Source organism: Lentzea kentuckyensis, assembly GCF_002150765.1.
GTDB lineage: Bacteria > Actinomycetota > Actinomycetes > Mycobacteriales > Pseudonocardiaceae > Lentzea > Lentzea kentuckyensis.
The window spans coordinates 26,170-46,679 of record NZ_MUYM01000028.1 but is presented as its reverse complement, the minus strand read 5'-3'; the positions used below and the strand labels follow the sequence as shown (position 1 = coordinate 46,679).

The following is a 20,510-nucleotide window of genomic DNA, read 5'->3' as shown; positions in this document are numbered from 1 at the left end:
GCCGCTCAACGGAAGTCCTCCCGCCGGAAGACGAGGCCGGTGATCCGCAGCCAGCTCACGGCGCCGGAGGAGTCCCGCAGGAACCGCACCACGAGCCGGGCGCCCGCGATGGTCGTGACACCCTCGTCGGCTCCGGTGAACCGGACCTCGGTGGCGGGCAGGTCCTGACGGTTCGCGGGCGGGCGCAGCACGACACCGGTCGGCGAGTCGACGACGTCCACGCGGTCGACGCCGTCGGTGTACCGGCCGAGATACGCGGTGACGTCCGGTTTCGGGATCTCGCCCCGCACCGGCACGTCCGGCCTTGCCGTGCCGAGGAAGAGCTCGGTCGCCCAGTCCTGGATCATGCCGCCGAGTGGCGGGAACGCCGTCGAGTTCAGCAGCGCCGCGACGGCGAACCGCTTGCCGGGCACGATCGACAGCACCGCGACGTACCCGTCGGAGTTGCCGCCGTGCCCCACGTACGACGTGCCGTCCGCCAGGTGGTCGACGTTCCAGCCGAAGCCGATGGACTCCGCGAACCCGACAGCCTCTGCCTGCGGTGTCCACATGGCCTCGACCGTCTCCGGCGCCAGCACGGAGCCGTCCAGCAGCGAACGCGCGAACCCGAGCAGGTCCCGCACCGTGGTGACGAGCCCGCCGGACGGCGACCGTGCCCGCGACCGGCTCCACGGTCGTGCCACCTCGGGTGGGATTCCGTTGTGCCCCAACGCGATTCCCGGCGGCGGGGAACCGTCCTCTGGAAAGTGCGTGCGGGTGAGCCCTGCCGGTCGCAGCACCAGCTGGTCCGCCGCGTCCTCGAACGACGTGCCGGTCACCACCTCGATCACGCGGCCCAGCACGGAGAACCCGCTGTTGCAGTAGGAGTAGAACCGGCCGGGCGGGCTGATCTGCGCGGCGTGCGCGAGGTCCGTGACGGCGGCGGCGAGCGCGTCGTCGCCGAACTCGTCGTGCGGCCGTCGTTCGCAGAAGTTGGACACCCAGCCCGCGCGGTGGGTGACGAGGTCGCGCAGCGTCACGCACTCGGTGACAACGGGATCGCGCACCCGGAACGTGGGCAGATAGGTGCGGACCGGCAGATCCAGGTCGAGGTCACCGGCCTCGGACAGTCTCATGAGGACGGACGCGGTGACGATCTTGCTGACCGAGGCGGCGCGGAACGGCGTGTCGGGCCCGACCGGCGCACGTCCCCCGACGTCGCGGACGCCGAGAGTCTGCAGGTGCTCGGTGCCGTCGTCGGCGAGCACGCCCGCGCTCACGCCCGGTATCGCGTGCGCCGACATGACCTGCTCGATGTCGTGGCGCAACGGCGCCAGTTCGGCGGTGCTCGTCATCAGATCGCTCCGGTGGGATCGCGGCCGGAGCGGCTGGTGAGAGGAGACCTGACGTCGACAGAACTCCCCGAAGAAACCGTTGTCAAACCGGCAATGCTCCGTCCGAGTGAGAAGAGCCGGCCCTGCAGGTGACGCGCCGTGGCCAATTCCACGTCGCTGGACTCAGCTTCCAGGTGGGCGGCTAGCACTCCGTGTCCCCGCACCACGCCACTACCGCGGGTGAGCGAACCCAAACTAGTCCAGACCGGTGAACCTGACCGTGTTCGGTGACAAAGGCTGACAATTTTGGGTTTTGCCCGCCGATTTGACACCCAGATGGCTACTCGTATGGTGGATGGCACTGGGGCTACATGGACGTTACATGTCCTGGGGTTCACGTTCTGGCAACCACTGACCGGAACGTCGTTGTGCCACAAAGAAAAGGCCTGGGAACGGCTCGGTGAGAGGAGACCGTTCCGCCATTCGACCATTCGACGTGCCTTCGATGGGAATGTCGCGATGACGCGTGCACCGCTTACCTCCGCCCAGCTGGGCGTGTGGTTGTTCGAACAGGTCAACCCCGGCACGTCCGTCTTCACCCTGGCACACTTCGGCAGATTCGCCGGGCCACTCGACCGGGTCGTGCTCACAAAGGCGTTCACGAAACTCACCAGTCGCCATTCCGCACTTCGGAGCACGTTCCACGCCGACCGGAACGGCCCACTGCAGCGCGTTCACGATGAACCGGTGAAACCCGTCTGGGAGGACTTGCGGAATTGCCTGGATCCGCCCGCTGCCGCACACGAGCGCGCACGGGAAAAGGCGAATGCGGCGCTCGACCTGGCCGCGGGTCCACTGGTGGGCCTGACCGTGTACCAGGTGGGCGTGGAGGATCATTTCGTCCTGTTCACCGCACATCACCTGGTGTGCGACGGTGTGTCCCTGCGGATCGCGATGGCCGAGCTGGCCCGCCTGTACGCGGGCGAGGAGCTGGAGCCTCCCGGGGCCGGGACGCCGGGCCCCGTCCGGCCGCGTGACCGCGAGTACTGGCGCGACCAGCTCGCGGACGTCCCCGCGTGCGCCCTCCCCGCACGCAAGCCCGCACGGCCGTCGTTCCACGCGGAGTTCGCGTCCGTGGACGTCCCGGCGCTCGACGGCGTCACGGATCTGGCGAACGCCGAGAAGGCGACCCTGTTCACCGTGGTGCTCGCGGCGCTGGAGGTGGTGCTCGCGAAGTGGTCGGGTCAGCGGGAGTTCGCCATCGGCTGCCCGGTGGCAGGCCGCACCAGCGCCGCGCTGCGTGGCCTGGTGGGGCTGCTGGCGCGCACACTGGTGATGCGCGCGGACCTCACGGGCGATCCGACGTTCCGCTCGCTGCTCGGCAGGGTTCGCCGGACCTCGTTCGAGGCGTTCCGCCACCAGAGCTGCCCGTACGAGGGCGACCTCTTCGACGTGCTGCTCGCCGTGCACGGCTACGAGCAGGAGGACCTGCCGTTCGCTGATGGTGTGCTGACACCGGTGCAGCTGCGCGCCGGTGATGTACGGACACCGCTGGAGGTGCACGTGTGGCCGCGCGGAGGTGGCCTGCGCATCACCGCCGAGTACCAGCGGGACCGGTTCGACGCGAACACCGTGCGGCGGCTGCTCGACCACCTGGCAACCGCACTCACGTCCGTCGTCGCGGATCCGGACGTGCCGCTCTCCCGGCTGGACCTGTTGTCCGCCGACGAACACCGGCTGCTGCGCGAATGGGGAGCAGGCGTCCGCAGCTGGCCGGGCAGGTCTCTCGTCGCACGGATCGGAGGGCCGCCGGACCAACCCGCGATCGTCGCGACCGACGCGACCCTGACCTATTCCGAGCTCGACCGCGAGTCGAACCGGCTGGCCACCGTGCTGCGGCAGCGCGGAGTCGGCGAGGAGGACGTGGTCGGGGTGCGGGTGACCCGCTCGTCCCGCCTGCCCGTGGCGCTGCTCGGCGTCCTCAGGTGCGGCGCGGCCTACCTCCCGATCGACCCCGGCTACCCCGCCGCCCGCACGGACTTCATGATCGCTGACGCCGGCGCGACGATCGTGCTGCGGGACGAGGATGTGAGCGCGGAAGCCCTGCGGCAGTGGCCGGACGACCCCGTCACCAGTCAGATCGAGCCGGACTCGTTGGCGTATCTCATCTACACGTCAGGTTCGACCGGTGTGCCGAAAGGCGTGGCGATCACCCACGGCAACGCCGCCGCCATGGTCGACTGGGCGTTGGCCGAGTTCTCGGCAGAAGAGCTGGCACGCGTTCTCGCGGCCACGTCCATCTGTTTCGACCTGTCGGTCTTCGAGCTGTTCGTGCCGCTGTCGGCGGGCCACACCGTGGTGCTCGCCGACACCGACGCGGTGGCTTTCCTCGACGCGCACCGCGATCTCGACATCAGCATGCTGAACACGGTTCCGTCCATCATGGACGAACTGGTACCGGCCCTGCCCGGTTCGGTGAAGGCGGTCAACCTCGCGGGAGAAGCGCTGCCGCACCGGCTCGTCGCCGCCATCGACCCGGCCGTCGTGGTGCGCAACCTCTACGGTCCTTCGGAGACGACGACCTACTCCACCGGCGCACGGGTGACGGCCGCCGACGACCCTCCGCCGATCGGACGACCGCTCGCGGGCGAGCACGTGGTCGTCGTGGACGCCGACCTCAACCCGGTTCCGCCGGGAGCGATCGGAGAGCTGTACATCGGTGGCACGGGTGTCGCCCGCGGTTACCACGGTCGTGGCGGGCTGACCGCCGAGCGGTTCGTGCCCGCCGCCGGCGGTTCCCGCCTGTACCGGACCGGTGATCTCGTGCGCTTCCGCGACGACGGCGCGCTCGCGTTCGTCGGCAGAGCGGACACGCAGGTGAAGGTGCGTGGTTTCCGGGTGGAGCTGGGCGAGGTGGAGGCCTCCCTCGCCCGGTGCCCCGGTGTGCGGCGAGCCGCGGTGGTCGTGCGCGACGACACGCTCGTCGGGTACGCGGCGGGCGACGCCGACGCCGACGAGGTGACCGCGTTCGTCCGCGACCGGTTGCCGGGGTTCATGGTTCCGAGGGTGGTGGTGCTCGACGAGCTGCCGCTGACGCCGAACGGCAAGATCGACCGGGCCGCGTTGCCCGAGCCCGTCGCCACGACCGCCGCCCCCAGAACCAGCGCCGAGGAGCTGGTCGCGTCCGTGTTCGCCGAGGTGCTCGGCCGCACGGTCGGCGTGGACGACGACTTCTTCGACCTCGGCGGGCATTCGCTGGCGGCGACGCGGGTCGCATCACGGCTGCGCGAGGTGTTCGAGGTCGAGATCGGCGTGCGCGCGGTGTTCGACCACCCGACGGTGGCGGAGCTGACGAAAGCGGTCGCGGCCGGCCCGCCCGCAGCAGGGGGAATCACGCCCGTCGCCCGCGACCGCGTTCCGGCTTCCCATGCCCAGGAACGGTTGTGGTTCCTCAACGAGATGGACGCCGGCCGCGCCTACCTCATGCGGGGCGCCGTTCGGTTGCCCGGCCCCGTCGACGTCGACCGCCTCGAACGGGCCTTGCGGGAGATCGTGCGACGGCACGAGCCGCTGCGCACCGGCTTCGTGCACGAGGACGGGCAGGTGTGGCAACGGATCCTGCCGTCGGTGGACTTCGAGCTGAGCCGTGAGCCCGACGACCGGCCGTTCGACCTGACGAGCCCGCCACTGCTGCGCGCCTCGCTCACCGGCGACGTGCTCACCCTGACCGCGCACCACCTGGTCTGCGACGGCTGGTCGCTGTCGGTGTTCTTCGATGAACTGTCCACTTTGTACGACGGCGGGCTGCCGCCGGAGCTGCCGATCCAGCACGCGGACTTCGCGGTGTGGCAACGGCAGCAGGAGCCCGACCTCGATCACTGGCGCAGGACGCTGAAGGACCTCGAGCCGATCGGCCTGCCGACCGACCGGCCCCGGCCGCCGACGCAGACCTACCGCGGCGATCGCGTGCCGGTGTCGCTCTCCACCGGCGAACTCGCGCAGGACTGCGGTGCCACGCCGTTCATGGCGCTGCTGGCGGCGTACCAGGCCGTGCTGGCCACGTGGTCAGGTGACCCGGACTTCGCGGTCGGCACACCGGTCGCCGGACGCGGACATCCCGGTCTGGAACGGGCGATCGGGCTGTTCGCGGAGACCGTCGTGGTGCGGGCGGACGTGTCCGGGAACCCGACGCTGCGCGAGCTCGTCGGCCGGGTGAAGGCAGCGAGCCTGGAGGCGTTCTCCCGCCAGGACGTGCCGTTCGAACGGGTCGTGCGCGCTGTCGACCCGCACCGCGACACCAGCCGGTCACCGCTGTTCCAGGTGTTCTTCGCCATGCAGAACACTCCCCCGGTGAGGCTGCCGCTGGTCGAGCTGCCGACGGACACCGCCAAGTTCGACCTGTGGCTGTCGGTCGACCCCGCCGGCGACGGCTGGCTGGAGTACAACACCGACCTGTTCGACCGCGACACCGCGCAGCGGCTCGTCCGGCACATGAACACGGTGCTGGGCGCCGGCCCCGACACGCCGCTGGCGGACGTAGACCTGGTGGATCCCGCCGAACGGGCGGTGCTCGACGAGTGGGGCACCGGACCGGCGCTGGACGAGCCGGCGACGTGCCTGCACCAGCTCGTGGCGGGCAGCGGGACGGCGATCAGGGACGCCTTCACCTACGCCGAGCTCGACCTGTGGTCGAACCGGCTCGCGCACCGGCTCCGGGCGCGGGGAATCGGCACGGAGGACGTCGTCGGCGTCCGGATGTCGCGCACGCCGTGGATGGTCGTGGCGCTGCTGGGAATCCTCAAGGCCGGCGCGGCCTACCTGCCCGTCGACCCGGCGTACCCGGCGGAGCGGATCGATCTCGTGCTCGCCGACTCCGGCGCCGCGCTGGTGCTCGACGACCCGGACGTGACAGCCGAGGCGCTGGCCGGGCTGCCCGCCGAGGCGGTGTCCGCCGACGTCGATCCGGACAACCTCGCCTACCTGATCTACACGTCCGGCTCGACCGGATCGCCCAAGGGCGTGGCCATCCCCCACCGCGCGATCGTCGCGTTCCTGCGCGCGATCGCCGCCGAGGTGCCGCTCTCGCCCGGCGACGTGGTCGCGGCCGTCACGACGCTGTCGTTCGACATCGCCGGGCTCGAACTGTTCCTCCCGCTGACGTGCGGCGCGCAGGTCGCGGTGCTGACCGGCGAGGAGGTGATGGACCCGGCGTTGCTCGGCCGCAGGCTGACCGAGGTCGGCGCGACGGTCGTGCAGGCGACGCCGACGACGTGGCGGATGCTGCTGGACGCGGGCTGGCGGCCCGACGGCGTCCGGTGCCTGTGCGGCGGGGAGCCGATGCCGTCCGAGCTGGCCAGGCGGCTGCTCGACACCGGAGCGCCGGTACATCACGTGTACGGGCCGACCGAGACGACCATCTGGTCCACAGTGGACGAGCTGGTCGACCCCACGTCGATCAGCCTCGGCCGTCCGCTCGCGGGCGAGCGGGTGGTGGTGATGAAGGACGGCAGGCGCGCGCCCGTCGGTGTGGTGGGCGAGCTGTGCGTCGGCGGTGTCGGACTGGCACGCGGCTATCACGGACGCGGTGGGCTGACCGCGGACCGGTTCGTGCCCGCGGCGGACGGCTCCCGGCTGTACCGCACCGGCGACCTGGCGCGCTACCGCAACGACGGCGGCCTCACGTTCGTCGGACGCGCCGACAACCAGGTGAAGGTGCGCGGGTTCCGGGTGGAGCTCGGTGAGGTGGAGACCTGGCTGTCCCGGTTCTCCGGGGTCACCCAGGCCGTCGCCGGTGTGGTCGGCGACGCTCTCGTCGGCTACGTCGTCGGTGCCGTCGACGGCGACGCCGTGCGGGAGTGGCTGCGCGACCGGCTGCCCGGCCACCTGGTCCCGTCATCCGTGCTGGTGCTCGACTCGCTTCCGTTGACGCCCAACGGAAAGGTAGATCGCAAGGCGCTGCCGTCCGCTCGCACCGGGAAGACAGGGGTGGCGGTCCTGTCGGCCACCGAGGAGCTCGTGGCGTCCGTGTGGGCCGAGGTGCTCGGCTGCGGCGCGGCCGCGGCGCACGACGACTTCTTCCGGCTCGGCGGGCACTCGATGTCCGCGGTCCGCTTGGTGTCCCGGCTGCGTGCTCTCACCGGCGTGGACGTGCCGGTCAGCGCGGTGTTCCGGCACCCCACCGTCGCCGGGCTGGCCGAGGTGGTCCGCACCGGTTCCAGGGTTCGGCCGATCGAACGCGTGCGGCGCGAGCCGGACATGCCCGCGTCGCCCGCGCAGGAACGCGTGTGGCTCGCGGCGGAGCTGAGTCCCGCGGCGAACCTCGCGTACACCGTGAGCGGCGCGCTGCGACTGCGAGGTCCCGTGGACGTCGACCGGCTGGAAGGCGCGTTGCAGGAGATCGTGCGACGGCACGAGCCGTTGCGCACCGGGTTCGTGAGCGTCGACGGCCGGGTGCGGCAACGGATCCACCCGTCGGTGGACTTCACGCTGAGCCGCGAACCCGACGACCGGCCGTTCGACCTGACGAGCCCTCCGTTGCTGCGCGCCTCGCTGTACGAGGACGTCCTCACGCTGACCGCACACCACCTGGTGTGCGACGGCTGGTCGTTGCCGGTCTTCTTCACCGAGCTGGCCACGTTCTACAACGGTGGCACGCTGCCCGATCCACCACTGCAGCACGTCGACTTCACGCAGTGGCAACGCGTCGACCACGACTACTGGGACGAGCAGCTCGCCGATCTCGCACCGCTGGAGCTGCCCACGGACCGCGTCCGGCAGCCGAGCCGGGAGATCAGCGGCGTCTGCAGGTCCACTGTGGACAGCAGTGTGCTCGACGCGCTGCGCGGTCTCGCCGCCGGCACCGGCGCGACGCCGTTCATGGTGCTCCTCGCTGGGTTCACCGTGCTGTTGCACCGGCACACCGGCCAGGACGACATCGCGGTCGGCGTGCCGGTGGCGGGTCGCGACCAGCCGGGGCTGGAGCGCGCGATCGGGATGTTCGTCAGCACACCGGTGATCCGGACGTCCGTGACCGCGGACGATCCCGTCCTGGACGTCGTCGGCCGGGTGCGGCGCACGGTGATCGACGCCTTCGCGCACCAGGGTTGTCCGGCGGGGCGGGCGCCGCGGGTGGTGTTCAACAACCTGGACCTGCCCACCACCGTGCCCGAGCTCGACGGCCTCACGGTCACGCCGGTGGACACGCCCAGGCCCGCGCCCAAGTTCGACCTGGACGTGTACCTGTCCGGCGCTTCCGACGGCGGCCTCGACCTGCTGGTCGAGTACGACGCCGGCCTGTTCGAGGCGGACACCGTGCGACAGCTGCTCGCCGACTACGCCGAGGTGCTGCGGCAGATGACAGAACGGGACGTCCGCGTCGCCGACCTCGGCCTGCGCGAGCCCGAGGCGCCGACACCGGTGGCGCTGCCGGAGCAGTCGATCACGGACCGGTTCGCGGAGATCGTCGAGGCGTGTCCGGACAACATCGCGGTGGCCGGCCGAACCTATCGCGAGCTGGCCGAGTCGGCAGGAGGTCTCGCGTACCACCTGCGTCATCTGGAGCCGGGGAGTCACGTCGGTGTCCTGTGCACGGACGTCACGCGCGTGCCCGACGCGTTTCTCGGTGTGCTGGCGGCGGAACACGTGTACGTGCCGCTGGATCCGGCCGACCCGCCCGAACGGCTGGCTCAGCTGGCCAGAGCCGCCGAACTCGCCGCCGTGGTCACGGACGTCGACGCGGACCTGGGTCTGCCGACGGTCGGCCTCGGCCGTTCTGGTGATCCGGCCAGTGGTGATCATCGAAAGCCGATCGCCACTGCGCGGAACGCGCCAGAAGATGTCGCCTATCTGCTGCACACGTCGGGGTCATCAGGCGAGCCGAAGCGTGTCGCGCAGACCCATCGCAACGTGATGCTGCATGTGCGGAACTACGTGAAGGCACTGGGCATCCGGCCAGATGACCGCGTGTCCCAGCTGAGCTCGTACACGTTCGACGCGGCCGTGCTGGACATCTTCGGCGCACTGCTGACCGGCGCGACGCTGTGCCCGATCGACGTGCGGGCGTCGTCTGCCGACGAGGTGGTCGCCCAGATCCGCGACGCGGGCGTGACCGTCTACCACTCGACCCCCACAGTGCTTCGTCACCTGCGTCCCTCCGGCTGGCCGGAGACGGTCCGCGTCGCGGTGCTCGGAGGAGAAGAGCTGCGCGGCTCCGACATCGCGGGCTTGGACTGCACGGTCGTGAACCTGTTCGGTGCCACCGAATGCACGCTCGCCACGTTGCACGTGGCCGATCCCGCCGACCGGAGGGACAGCGTGCCCGTCGGCCGGCCCGTCCCGGGCATCGAGATCGAGCTTCCCGAACCGCACGGTCCGGCCGTGTGCCGCGGCCCCCAGGTCGCGGGAGGCCACTGGGACTCCGGTGACGTGCTGAGGCGGCTGCCGGACGGAACGCTGCAGTTCGCGGGCCGGGGTGAGGGGTACGTGAAGCTGCGCGGCCACCGGATCGCACCCGCCGAGGTCGAAGCCGCGCTGCGGGGATGCCCCGGAGTGAACGCGGCCGCGGTGGTAGTCCGGTCAGACGACCGCGGAGAAGACCACCTCGTCGCGTACGTGGTCGGTGATCCGGACCTCAGGACGCGGATGCGCGCGGTGCTGCCGTCGTACCTGGTGCCGGACTCCTACATCCAGCTGCCGGAGCTGCCGCACACGCGCACCGGCAAGGTCGACCGGCTGCGCCTGCCCGATCCCGACTGGACCGGCGCCGGACACGAGCGGCCTGCCAACGACGTGGAACGGCAGATCGCCGACATCTGGCAGGCGGTGCTCGGCCGCGACGGCATCGGGCGGCACGACGACTTCTTCGAGCTGGGTGGCCACTCGCTGCTGGCGAATGCCGTCGTCGCTCGCATCCGGCAGTCGCTCGGGCTTCCCGTGTCGCTGCGGGCGCTCTTCGACCACCCGACGGTGGCCGAGCTGGCGGACGAGATGAGCGGACAGCAACAGGCCACCGCGGCGCCCGCGATCACCAGACAACGCCGGGTCACCTATCGACAGGGAGGATCGTCATGAGCGGACGCCTCGCCGAGAGCTACGTGTTCCCGGCCTCGTTCGCCCAGCAGCGGATGTGGTTCCTGTGCCAGCTGAATCCCGAGGCACACCGGACCTATCACATGTCGGGCGAGTTCGAAGTGGACGGTGAGCTCGACCTGGAGGTGCTGCGCGAGGCGCTCGCGGTCCTGGTCGCGAGGCACGAGATCCTGCGGACCAGGTTCGTGCTGTTCGACGAGGACGACGAACGCTTCGGCGGCCGGCTGTGCCAGGTGATCGAGCCGACCGGTGAGATCCCGCTCGACGAGACCGACGAGCCGTTCGAGCTGGACCGGTTGCCGTTGCTCAGGATGAGGCTGTCCGGACGGGTGCTGAGGCTGGACGCCCACCACATCATCTGCGACGGCTGGTCGCTCGCGGTGTTCTTCGACGAGCTCGCCGAGTGTTACCGGGCCATCACCGGCGGACGCTCCCCCGACCTGCCGGAGCTGCCGATCCAGTACGCGGACTTCTCGGAGTGGCAACGGGAGCAGGCCGCCCGGCTGGACCTCGCGTTCTGGCGCGACCGGCTCGCCGGGGTGCCCTCGCTCGCGCTGCCCACCGACCGGCCGCGCCCCGAGCGCCAGTCGTTCCGCGGCGGACGGGTCGACGTGCACCTGCCGCCGGTGCTGACCCGGCGGGTCGCCGACCTGGCCGCGCAGGAGCGGGCGACGACGTTCATGGTGCTGCTGGCCGCGTTCGAGGCGTTGCTCGCCCGCCGGTCCGGTCAGGCCGACTTCGCGGTGGGAACCCCGGTCGCCGGGCGCGGGATGCCCGAGGTGGAGCGCAGCATCGGATTGTTCGTGAACACGGTGGTGCTGCGGGCCGACATCGACGGCGACCCGACGTTCCGCGAACTGGTGCGCCGTGTCCGGGACACCAGCCTCGACTCCTTCTCGCACCAGGACGCGCCGTTCGAACAGGTCGTCGAGCAGGTCGCCCCTGATCGCAGCAGGTCGTTGTTCCACGTGTTCTTCGCCGTGCAGAACACCCCGGCGCCGGTGGTCGACCTGCCCGGTGCCCGGCTCACGCCGCGCGACGTTCCGCGCGACACCGCGATGTTCGACCTGCGGCTCGCCTTGCGTCCTGACGGCGACGCGATGAGCGGCTGGCTCGAGTACAACTCCGACCTGTTCGACCTCCCGACGGCGCAACGCATCGCAGCCGAATGGCTCGACGTCGTCGAGGAGATGCTCGACGAGCCGGACGCGCGGGTCGAGTTCGACCGCGCGGACCTGGTCGCGGCCGCGGCGCCGGTAACCCTCGAACGCACCTCACCGGAACCCCGGACACAGCTGGAAACCGAGCTGACGGACATCTTCCGCCGTCTGCTCGGCAGGGACGAGCTCGACGTACGGACCAGTTTCTTCGAGATGGGCGGCACCTCGCTGCTGGCCGTGCGGGCGATGCGGCAGATCAGGCGCACGCTCCGTGTCGCCATCCCGGTCGAGACGATCTTCAGCCTGACCTCGGTCGAGAAGCTCGCGCGCGCCATCGAGTCGCCGGAGAGCGTCGCGGGCACGCCGGACTCGGAGGGCATCCGCGACGAGGTGGAAGCCATGTGGCGCAACGAGAACTTTGAGGAGGACCACTCATGAGCACGCTGCACGGCCTGGTCGCGGACCAGGCTCGACGCAGCCCGGACGCCGTCGCCGTGGTGGCGGGGGACGAGCGCGTGTCGTTCGCCGAGCTGGACCAGCGGGCCAATCGGCTGGCGGGTCACCTCGCTTCGGTCGGGGCTGGGCCGGAAACCGTGGTCGCGGTCTGCCTGCCGCGGTCTGTCGACCTGATCGCGGCGATGCTCGGGGTGCTCAAGACGGGCGCCGCCTACCTGCCGATCGACCCCGCCGAAGCGCCGGAACGACGCCGCTTCATCGTGCGGGACGCCGACGTGCTGCTGACCATCACGGCCGAGCGGCTCGCGCAGGACAGGGCGGCGATCGACGCACGGCCCGGCACGTTCACGGGCCCGCCGACCGATCCGGCGAACCTCGCCTACGTCATCTACACCTCTGGCTCCACCGGCGCGCCGAAGGGTGTGATGGTGCAGCACGATTCGGTGGTGAACTACCTGCGGTGGGCGTTGTCTGCCTACAACTCCGCAGGTGACCGCGGCGTGCCGCTGCACTCCGCCGTCAACACCGACCTGAGCGTGACCTCGCTGTTCGTGCCGCTGCTCGCCGGCCAGCCGGTGGTGGTGCTGCCGGAGGAGGACCCACCGGTCAACTTCCTGCCTCGCGCGATGGCGTCAGGCGGTTTCCGCTTCGTCAAGCTCACCCCGGCCCACCTCGAACTGCTGGCCGACGCCCTCGCTCCCGCCGACGCGGCGAACGCGTCCACCAGGCTCGTCGTCGGCGGCGACGCGCTGACCTACCGGGCGCTGGAGTTCTGGCGGGACAGCGGCGTCACGGTGGTCAACGAGTACGGCCCGACGGAGACCACTGTCGCGTGCTGCGCCTTCGAGACCTCCGCGACCGGCGAGGGCCCCGTGCCGATCGGCACGGCCATCGCGGGCGCGCGGCTGCACGTGTTCGACGACTCGCTGCACCCGGTTCCCGACGGCGAGGTCGGCGAGCTGTACGTCGGCGGGACGCCGGTCAGCCGCGGCTACCTCGGCAGGCCCGGCCTGACCGCTGCCTCTTTCCTGCCGGATCCCTCGGGAGGCCGGATGTACCGCACCGGCGACCTGGTACACCAGGATCCTTCCGGCAGGCTCGTCTACCACGGCCGCGTCGACCACCAGATCAAGCTGCGCGGCTACCGCATCGAGCCTGGCGAGATCGAGGAGGTGCTCGCCGCCCACCCCGGCGTGCAGTCGGTCGCGGTGGGCGTGCAGAACCAGGGCACCAGCAGGGCGGCACTCGTGGCACACGTGGTGGCGTGTTCGTCCACCGCGGACCTGCTCGACTTCGCCGCCGAACGCCTGCCGGGGCACATGATCCCCGCAGAGGTCCGGCTGACCGACTCCCTGCCGCTCACCAGGCAGGGCAAGATCGACCGGTCGAGGCTGGGATCGCAGCCGGCCGCGGCGCCCGTGGACTCCGCGCCGCGCACCCCGCTGGAGGAGTCGATCGCGGAGAACTTCGCCGACCTGCTCGATTTGTCCTCTGTGGACGTCCGGCTGAGCTTCTTCGAGCAGGGCGGCAACTCGTTGCTCGCGGCCCGCCTCGTCGCCAGGCTCATCCGCGCCTACCAGGTCGACCTGCCGGTGGCGACGTGGCTCGAGGACGCGTCGGTCGCCGGGTTCGCCCAGCTGATCTCGACCTACCGCGAGCACGGCAAGCAGGCCGCGCTGTCGTTGCACGCCGCGCCCGAGTTCGACGACCTGAGCCTCGACGACGAGATCCTCGGGGACCTGCATGCGGCACGCTGACTCCGCCACCGCGAGCGGCCCCTCCGGCGGGCTGGTCCCGCCGCTGGGCCGCACCGCGTGGCTGGTGCTCGGCCTGAACCTGCTGTCGTGCTTCGGCAGCGGGCTCACCAAGCCGTTCCTCATCGTGTACCTCCACGAGGTGCGCGGCATCGGACTGGCGACCGCGGGTCTGCTACTGGGCTCGATCGGGCTGGCAGGACTCCTCGCCATGCCTCTCGCGGGCGTCCTGATCGACCGGATCGGCCCGTTCAAGGCGTTCGCCGCCGGCCAGGTCGTCGGCGGCGTCGGCACGGCCGGGTTCGTGCTGGCCGACGATGTCACGACCGCGCTGATCGCCTGCCTGTTGCTGGGCGCGTCCGGCGGCATCACGACCAACGGACTGTCCACTCTGCTCGCGGTGGTGGTACCCGCGCAGCAACGTGGCGCGGCGTTCGGCCTGGGGTACACGACGTACAACATCGGCACCGGCATGGGTGCCCTCGCGGCGGGCCTCGTGCTGTCACTCGGCGAGACATCGGCCTACACAACGGTTTTCCTCGTTGACGGAGTCTCGTTCGTGCTGTTCGCGTTCGTCCTGCTGACGCTCGACCGCGGGTACCGGCAACCGCGCCGGGAGAACCCCGGATACCGCGCCGTGCTCGGAGATCGGGCGCTGCTGGTCGCGTTCGTGCTGAACACGATGTTCTGGACGGCGGCGCTGAGTCAGACCACCGCGGCGTTCCCGGCGTGGGCGACCGGCCCCGCCGGAGTGTCGACGACCGTGGTGGGCGTGGCGTTCGCGGTCAACACGGCTGTGCTGGCGGTGAGCCAGCTGGTCGTCATCAAACGTCAATCGAGGAGAACCACCGGAGCCGCCGCGGCCGGGTGTGTGTTCGCCGTGTCGTGGCTGCTGATGGCGTCCGCGCCGAGCCCCGTCACGCTGGTGCTCGCGATGGCGGTGTTCGCGCTGGCCGAAGCGCTGCTCGCGCCCACCCTGCCCGCGATGATCAACGATCTCGCGCCGGAGGGTGTCCGCGGCCGCTACAACGCGGTGTTCAACCTCTCCACCCAGCTCGGGCAGATCGCGGGCCCGGCAGCAGCGGGATGGCTGCTCGGCGGTGGGCACGGCGTGTCACTGCTCGTCGCGCTCGCGGGTGTCTGCCTGCTCGCTGCGGCCGGGTCGGCGTTCGCCGGGAAAGTGGTTCCCCCGCAAGCGAATCGAACGGAAGGCTAGACATGTTGCCGTATCTGCTGACACCGGACGACACAACCGATCTCGCGGAACGACTGCGCCGCGACCACGACGCGCTGCTCGCGAAGTTGCACGAGGCCGGCGCGCTGCTGTTCCGCGGCTTCGACGTGAACGACCCGTCGGGCTTCCGCGACGTGGCCCGGTCGTACACACCGGACCTGCTCGACTACACCTACCGATCGACGCCGCGCAAACAGGCCGAAACGGGCGTCTACACGTCCACGGAGTACCCGCCGGACGAGCAGATCCCGATGCACAACGAGAACTCCTACTCGCGCACGTGGCCGGCGAAGCTGTGGTTCTACTGCCAGCAGGCCGCGGCGGCGGGCGGGGCGACGCCGCTGGCGGACAGCCGCAAGGTGTACCGGCGCGTCGATCCGGAGATCCGGGACCAGTTCGCACGACGGGGTGTGCGCTACGTCCGCAACTACGGCGCGGGCATGGACCTGCCCTGGCAGGAGGTCTTCCAGACCGAGGACCGCGCGAACGTGGAGAAGTTCTGTCGCGAGGCGGACATCGACTTCCGCTGGGACGGCGACCTGTTGCGCACCAGCCAGGTCTGCCCGGCGGTCGCCACGCATCCCGCGACCGGCGAGCACGTCTGGTTCAACCAGGCGCACCTCTTCCACCCCTCCGCGCTGGACGAGGAGACGCGGGAGGCGTTGACGCTGCTGTTCGGCCAGGACGGCCTGCCGCGCAACGCGTTCTTCGGCGACGGCGGCGACATCCCCGTCGAGCACCTCGACGAGGTCCGCGCCGCCTACGACGCGGAGATGGTCGACGTCGCGTGGTGCGACGGCGACGTGCTGCTGGTGGACAACCTGCTCGCCGCACACGGCCGACGTTCCTACACGCCGCCGCGCAAGGTGCTCGTCGCCATGGCCGAGGCGACCACGTCATGACGAAAGGAGAGTCCGCTGTGGGCACGTACCAGGTCGTGATGAACGACGAGGAGCAGTACTCGATCTGGCCGCAGGGCACGGAACTGCCGAGCGGCTGGCGGGTGAACGGACCGAGCGGGTCGCGTGAGGAGTGTCTCGCGCACATCGACGAGGTGTGGACCGACATGCGGCCACGCGGGCTGCGCGAACGGATGGCACGTGCCACGGGAACGGCGTGATCGCGGATGTCCAGTGTCACCATCCGCACTGATCCGGGCGCACTCGGGCCGCCCGCGCCGGAACGGGCCCGGATCATCCGCACCGCCCTGCTGATCAGGGCCGTCGAGGAACGCCTGCTGGAGCTGTTCGCGGAGGGCACCCTGTCCGGCACGGTGCACACGTGCATCGGTCAGGAGTTCAGCGCGGCCGTGATCGGTGACCACCTGCGCGAGGGTGACGCGGTGTTCTCCAACCACCGTTGTCACGGCCACTACCTGGCGGCGACCGGCGACGTGCTCGGGCTCATCGCCGAGGTGATGGGGCGCTCGGCGGGCACCTGCGGAGGCCGTGGCGGCAGCCAGCACCTGTGCCGGGAAGGGTTTCTGTCGACCGGGATCCTCGGTGGCTGCCTGCCGATCGCGGCGGGTACCGCGCTCGCGGGCAAGCTCCGCGGCGACGACCGGATCGCGGTGGCGTTCATCGGCGACGGGACGCTCGGCGAGGGTGTTCTGTACGAGGTGCTCAACATCGCCGCGTTGTGGCGTCTGCCGATCCTGTTCGTGCTGGAGGACAACGGATACGCGCAGTCGACCCAGCAGCCCGAGGTGCTCGCCGGTGACATCGTCGCGCGCGCCTCGGCGTTCGGCGTCGAGACCGCGTCGGCGAACACCTGGCAGTGGGAACACCTGTGGCACACCGCGGGCCAGGCGGTCGAGCACGTCCGCGCGGGCGCACCGTTCTTCCTCAAGGTGTCGACGTACCGGCTGCGGGCGCACTCCAAGGGCGATGACGACCGCAGCGAGGAGGAGGTCGCGCGGTTCGAGGAGCACGACCCGCTCAACCGCATCGTCGCCTCGGACGAACCCGGTGTCGCCGGCATGGTCGCGGACGTGCGGCGGGTCGTGGACTCGGCGACCGCCGACGCACGCAGGTCGCCCAATCCCCTTCCGCACCCCGAAATCGACGACGATCCCCCGCTGCGGCTGCGAGCCGTGCGGCTCGACGGCCCGCGGTTCGTCGACTCGCTGCACGAAGCCCTCGCGGCGGGCATGCGGGCGAACCCGGACACGATCCTGCTGGGAGAGGACATCAAGGCGCCGTACGGTGGCGCGTTCAAGGTCACCAGGGGCCTGTCGGACGACCATCCGGACAAGGTCCTGAACACGCCGATCTCGGAGGCCGCGATCACCGGCATCGGCACGGGTCTCGCCATGTGCGGCATGAGGTCGTTCGTCGAGATCATGTTCGGCGACTTCATGACGCTGGCGACCGACCAGCTGGTCAATCAGGCCAGCAAGATCGCGTTCCTGCGCGGCCCCGGTGCCGACCCGGTGGACGTGGTGGTCCGCACCCCGATGGGAGGGCGGCGCGGGTACGGCCCGACCCACAGCCAGACGTTGGACCGGCTGTTCGTCGGCACGCCGGGACTGCGGGTCGTGGCGTCCAACAGCCTGGTGGATCCGGGTTCGCTGATCGCCGCGCTGTGCCGCGGCGGCCACGGGCCGACCGTGTTCCTGGAGAACAAGCTCCTGTACGGCCGCAGGCTGGGCGAGACCGTGCCGCACGGGTTCACGCTCGAACTGTCCGAAGAGGACTTCCCGGTCGCACGCGTGTCGGCGGGCGGTCGCGCCGACGTCACTCTCGTCGGCTACGGCGGCATGGCCGACTACCTGCTCGCGGCGGCCGACCTGCTGTTCACCGAGCACGACGTGCTGGCGCAGGTGCTGTGCCCTACGCAGATCTACCCGTTGCGGTGGCGCAGATTGCTCGACGTGCTGACCGCTGGACGCGGTGTCGTCGTGGCCGAGGAGGGGCCGGGCTTCGCGGGCTTCGGCTCGGAGCTGCTGGCGCAGCTCGTCGAGGAGGCCGGCGCCCTGCCCGCGCGCAGGGTGGTGCCGAAGGAGACGCCGATCCCGGCGGCGAAGGAGCTGGAGCGCGACGTGTTCCCCGAACCCGGCGACATCGTGCTGGCCGCACTCGAGGTGGTGGGTGAGTCGTGATCACGGAGATCAAGCTGGAACAGGAAGGCGCGAACGACGAGTCCGCGGTCGTGCTCGGCTGGTTCGTCGAGGACGGCCAGCGGGTCGACGAGGGCGACACGCTGCTGGAGGTGGAGACCTCCAAGGTGACCGTGGAGATCCAGGCCCCGTCGGCGGGGTTCGTCGTGCCCGCCGTCGCATTGCGGCACGAGGCCCGCGTGGGCGAGGTCGTCGCCTACGTGTGCGCCGACGAGACCGAGCTGGCCGACGCGCGGGCGCGGCGGGTTCAGGAAACCGAACCTGCCCCGAAAGCCGACGGGCAACGGGTGTCCCCTGCCGCCTTGCGCTACGCACAGGAACACGGTGTGGAGCTCTCGCAGTTCGCCGGCCAGCCGGTGGTGACGCTGCGGGACGTTCAGTCGGCCGGCTCGGCAGAACCGTTGAGCCGGGCCAAGGAACTGGAGGTGCGGCGGCTCGCCGAGGCCAACGTCCTGAACGCGGCCATCTCGGTCCAGTTCGACGGCGCCGGTGTGCGCGAGTTCGCGGCGAAGGCCACCGTGCCGTCGGTGCGGCTGCTGGCGACCGTGGTGCGGGCCGTGGCGTCCGCGCTGACCGAGTTCCCGAACCTGAACTCCTGGTTCGACAACGGGATCCGAACACACGAGTCGATCGACGTCGGCGTCGCCATCGACCTGGACGACTCGCTCAAGGTCGGCGTGGTGCACGAGGCCGACCAGCTCGACCTGGACGCGACCGAGCGACGGCTGGGAGAACTGGTCTCCCGTTACCTCAACGACGAGCTGGCCGTGTCCGACGTGACCGGCGGCGGCGTGACGATCAGCGACCTGTCCATGGAGGACGTCCTGTCGTTTCAGCCGTTGCTCAACCACGGTCAGGCGCTGGCCATCGGTCTCGGCGGCGACCGGACGCTGCCCGGCGCGCCGATCTGCGTGACCGCCACGTTCGACCATCGCGTGACCACCGGACGCGAGGTGAGCCAGTTCCTCAACCGCTGCCGCCACCTCGTCACCGGCTACGGACAGGAGCAGACATGACGACGCTCTGGTACTACTGGGACCGCCCACGTCTGGGTTGGCGGCAACACGAGTCGAAGTTCGGCGACGGCCTGGAGTTCACCGGCCTGCCGCCGGGACGCACTGTCGCCGTGCTCAACCGCAACGCGGACGAGACCACTTTGGACGGTCAGCGGCTGCCACCAGGAACCTGGACCAAGGTGACGACCGAAGCGCTGGCGCACCGGTCCGACGACCACAACCTGCACGTCGACCTGTCGGACATCGCCGAGGAGCTGCCGACCAGAACATCCGACCAGCGTCCGTTGATCGACTGGTGGGGCCCGATCGACGGAGTGCGCGGCTACGGCCGCCAGGCGCTGGACATGTGGCGCGGCCTGTGCCAGCTGGGCGTTGAGGCGCGACTGCACCCGAGCCAGTACCAGCACGCGGCCAGCTACCAGGCCGAATGCCTATACGTCGACGACTTCGTCGTGCGTGCGGCCGCCTCCACCGCATCGCCCGCGCGCATCGCGGTCGCGATGACCACGCCGTTCGACCCGGTGCTGCGGGAGAACCCGTCCCCGATCAAGATCGCTGTCACCCAGCACGACACCGACTCTGTCCCGCCGTGCTTCGCGTCGTGGGTCAACGAGTGCACGCATCTGATCGTCACGTCGAGCTTCCAGTACGACAACTGGAAGAAGGCGGGTGTGACGATCCCGATGTCCGTGCTGACCTCCGGGATCGACACGGACGTGTTCACACCCGTCGCGCATCCGCCCGGTCCCCGGTTCCGGGTGCTGATCATCGGCGCGCTCACCCCGCGTAAGAACGTGGTCGCCGCGATCCGCGTCTTCCAGGCGGCGAGCGGCGGTTCACCGGACTGGGAACTCACCATCCTGAACCGCGGCAAACTGGGCCACGACATCAAGACCGCGGCTCGTTCCGACCCGCGGGTGAACGTCGTCAGGTCGGACGGCGACCCCGGCCGGGTGCTGGAGTCGTACCAGTCGCACGACTGCTTCCTGTGGCCGTCCAAGGGCGAGGGCGTCGGCCTGCCGCCGCTGGAGGCCATGGCGTGCGGCATGGAACTGGTGTGCGCCCACAACTCCGGCATGATCGACTATTTGGACGACGCGTGGGCGTGGCCGATCCGCTGTCCGGTCAAGGTTCCAGCCGACGCGCCCGGCGAGGAGTTCGTGGCCGACTTCGTGGGCAACTACGGCCCGGCGGGCGACTACTGGCTGGTCGACGAGGACCACGCGGCCGAGCAACTGCGCGCCGCCCACGACGCCTGGCGTTCGGGTGAGGGCAAGGGCGAGGCCGCGAGCGCCTACGTCCGCGAGCACCACTCCGTTCGCAGGCAGGCCGAATCAATACTGTCCGTGATATCGCGATACCTGTGAGGTTT

10 protein-coding genes are annotated in these 20,510 nt (G+C 70.4%); 9 read left to right on the top strand and 1 reads right to left on the bottom strand.

The features are described from left to right. Window positions 1-5 precede the first annotated feature (5 nt). Window positions 6-1,334 (bottom strand): serine hydrolase domain-containing protein, encoded by a 1,329-nt coding sequence (locus B0F77_RS15375; protein WP_086663575.1) that lies wholly within the window; start codon window positions 1,332-1,334, stop codon window positions 6-8. 315 nt (window positions 1,335-1,649) lie between these two features. On the opposite strand from B0F77_RS15375, the gene B0F77_RS15370 reads away from it, so the two are divergent. Genes B0F77_RS15370 through B0F77_RS15330 form a run of 9 tightly spaced genes read left to right on the top strand, consistent with a single transcriptional unit; the run spans window position 1,650 to window position 20,505 of the window. Beyond that, entirely contained in the window at window positions 1,650-10,382 is an 8,733-nt protein-coding gene (locus B0F77_RS15370) for a non-ribosomal peptide synthetase (protein WP_086663574.1), read from the top strand. Further along, a complete protein-coding gene (locus B0F77_RS15365; protein WP_086663573.1) occupies window positions 10,379-11,998 on the top strand; it encodes a condensation domain-containing protein in 1,620 nt (539 codons plus the stop codon). Before B0F77_RS15370 ends, B0F77_RS15365 begins: the two co-directional genes overlap by 4 nt. After that, entirely contained in the window at window positions 11,995-13,773 is a 1,779-nt protein-coding gene (locus B0F77_RS15360) for a non-ribosomal peptide synthetase (protein WP_086663572.1), read from the top strand. The genes B0F77_RS15365 and B0F77_RS15360 overlap by 4 nt, the downstream gene beginning before the upstream one ends. Beyond that, on the top strand, window positions 13,760-14,986 hold the full coding sequence (locus tag B0F77_RS15355) for an MFS transporter (RefSeq protein ID WP_086663571.1): 1,227 nt from the start codon (window positions 13,760-13,762) through the stop codon (window positions 14,984-14,986). Before B0F77_RS15360 ends, B0F77_RS15355 begins: the two co-directional genes overlap by 14 nt. A gap of 2 nt (window positions 14,987-14,988) precedes the next feature. After that, entirely contained in the window at window positions 14,989-15,906 is a 918-nt protein-coding gene (locus tag B0F77_RS15350; RefSeq protein ID WP_158102699.1) for a TauD/TfdA family dioxygenase, read from the top strand. After that, entirely contained in the window at window positions 15,903-16,124 is a 222-nt protein-coding gene (locus B0F77_RS15345; protein WP_086663569.1) for an MbtH family protein, read from the top strand. The genes B0F77_RS15350 and B0F77_RS15345 overlap by 4 nt, the downstream gene beginning before the upstream one ends. 6 nt (window positions 16,125-16,130) lie before the next feature. Beyond that, window positions 16,131-18,104 carry a dehydrogenase E1 component subunit alpha/beta gene (locus B0F77_RS15340; RefSeq protein ID WP_086663568.1) on the top strand — a complete coding sequence of 658 codons (1,974 nt, stop codon included), beginning with the start codon at window positions 16,131-16,133 and terminating at the stop codon, window positions 18,102-18,104. Next, on the top strand, window positions 18,101-19,138 hold the full coding sequence (locus B0F77_RS15335) for a 2-oxo acid dehydrogenase subunit E2 (RefSeq protein WP_086663567.1): 1,038 nt from the start codon (window positions 18,101-18,103) through the stop codon (window positions 19,136-19,138). Before B0F77_RS15340 ends, B0F77_RS15335 begins: the two co-directional genes overlap by 4 nt. Beyond that, on the top strand, window positions 19,135-20,505 hold the full coding sequence (locus B0F77_RS15330) for a glycosyltransferase family 4 protein (protein WP_143466739.1): 1,371 nt from the start codon (window positions 19,135-19,137) through the stop codon (window positions 20,503-20,505). Before B0F77_RS15335 ends, B0F77_RS15330 begins: the two co-directional genes overlap by 4 nt. Window positions 20,506-20,510 lie beyond the last annotated feature (5 nt).

Coding starts and splice junctions, on each gene's coding strand:
- B0F77_RS15375 (WP_086663575.1), bottom strand. CDS start 1,334: ATGACGAGCACCGCCGAACTGGCGCCGTTGCGCCACGACATCGAGCAG.
- B0F77_RS15370 (WP_086663574.1), top strand. CDS start 1,650: ATGGCTACTCGTATGGTGGATGGCACTGGGGCTACATGGACGTTACAT.
- B0F77_RS15365 (WP_086663573.1), top strand. CDS start 10,379: ATGAGCGGACGCCTCGCCGAGAGCTACGTGTTCCCGGCCTCGTTCGCC.
- B0F77_RS15360 (WP_086663572.1), top strand. CDS start 11,995: ATGAGCACGCTGCACGGCCTGGTCGCGGACCAGGCTCGACGCAGCCCG.
- B0F77_RS15355 (WP_086663571.1), top strand. CDS start 13,760: ATGCGGCACGCTGACTCCGCCACCGCGAGCGGCCCCTCCGGCGGGCTG.
- B0F77_RS15350 (WP_158102699.1), top strand. CDS start 14,989: ATGTTGCCGTATCTGCTGACACCGGACGACACAACCGATCTCGCGGAA.
- B0F77_RS15345 (WP_086663569.1), top strand. CDS start 15,903: ATGACGAAAGGAGAGTCCGCTGTGGGCACGTACCAGGTCGTGATGAAC.
- B0F77_RS15340 (WP_086663568.1), top strand. CDS start 16,131: ATGTCCAGTGTCACCATCCGCACTGATCCGGGCGCACTCGGGCCGCCC.
- B0F77_RS15330 (WP_143466739.1), top strand. CDS start 19,135: ATGACGACGCTCTGGTACTACTGGGACCGCCCACGTCTGGGTTGGCGG.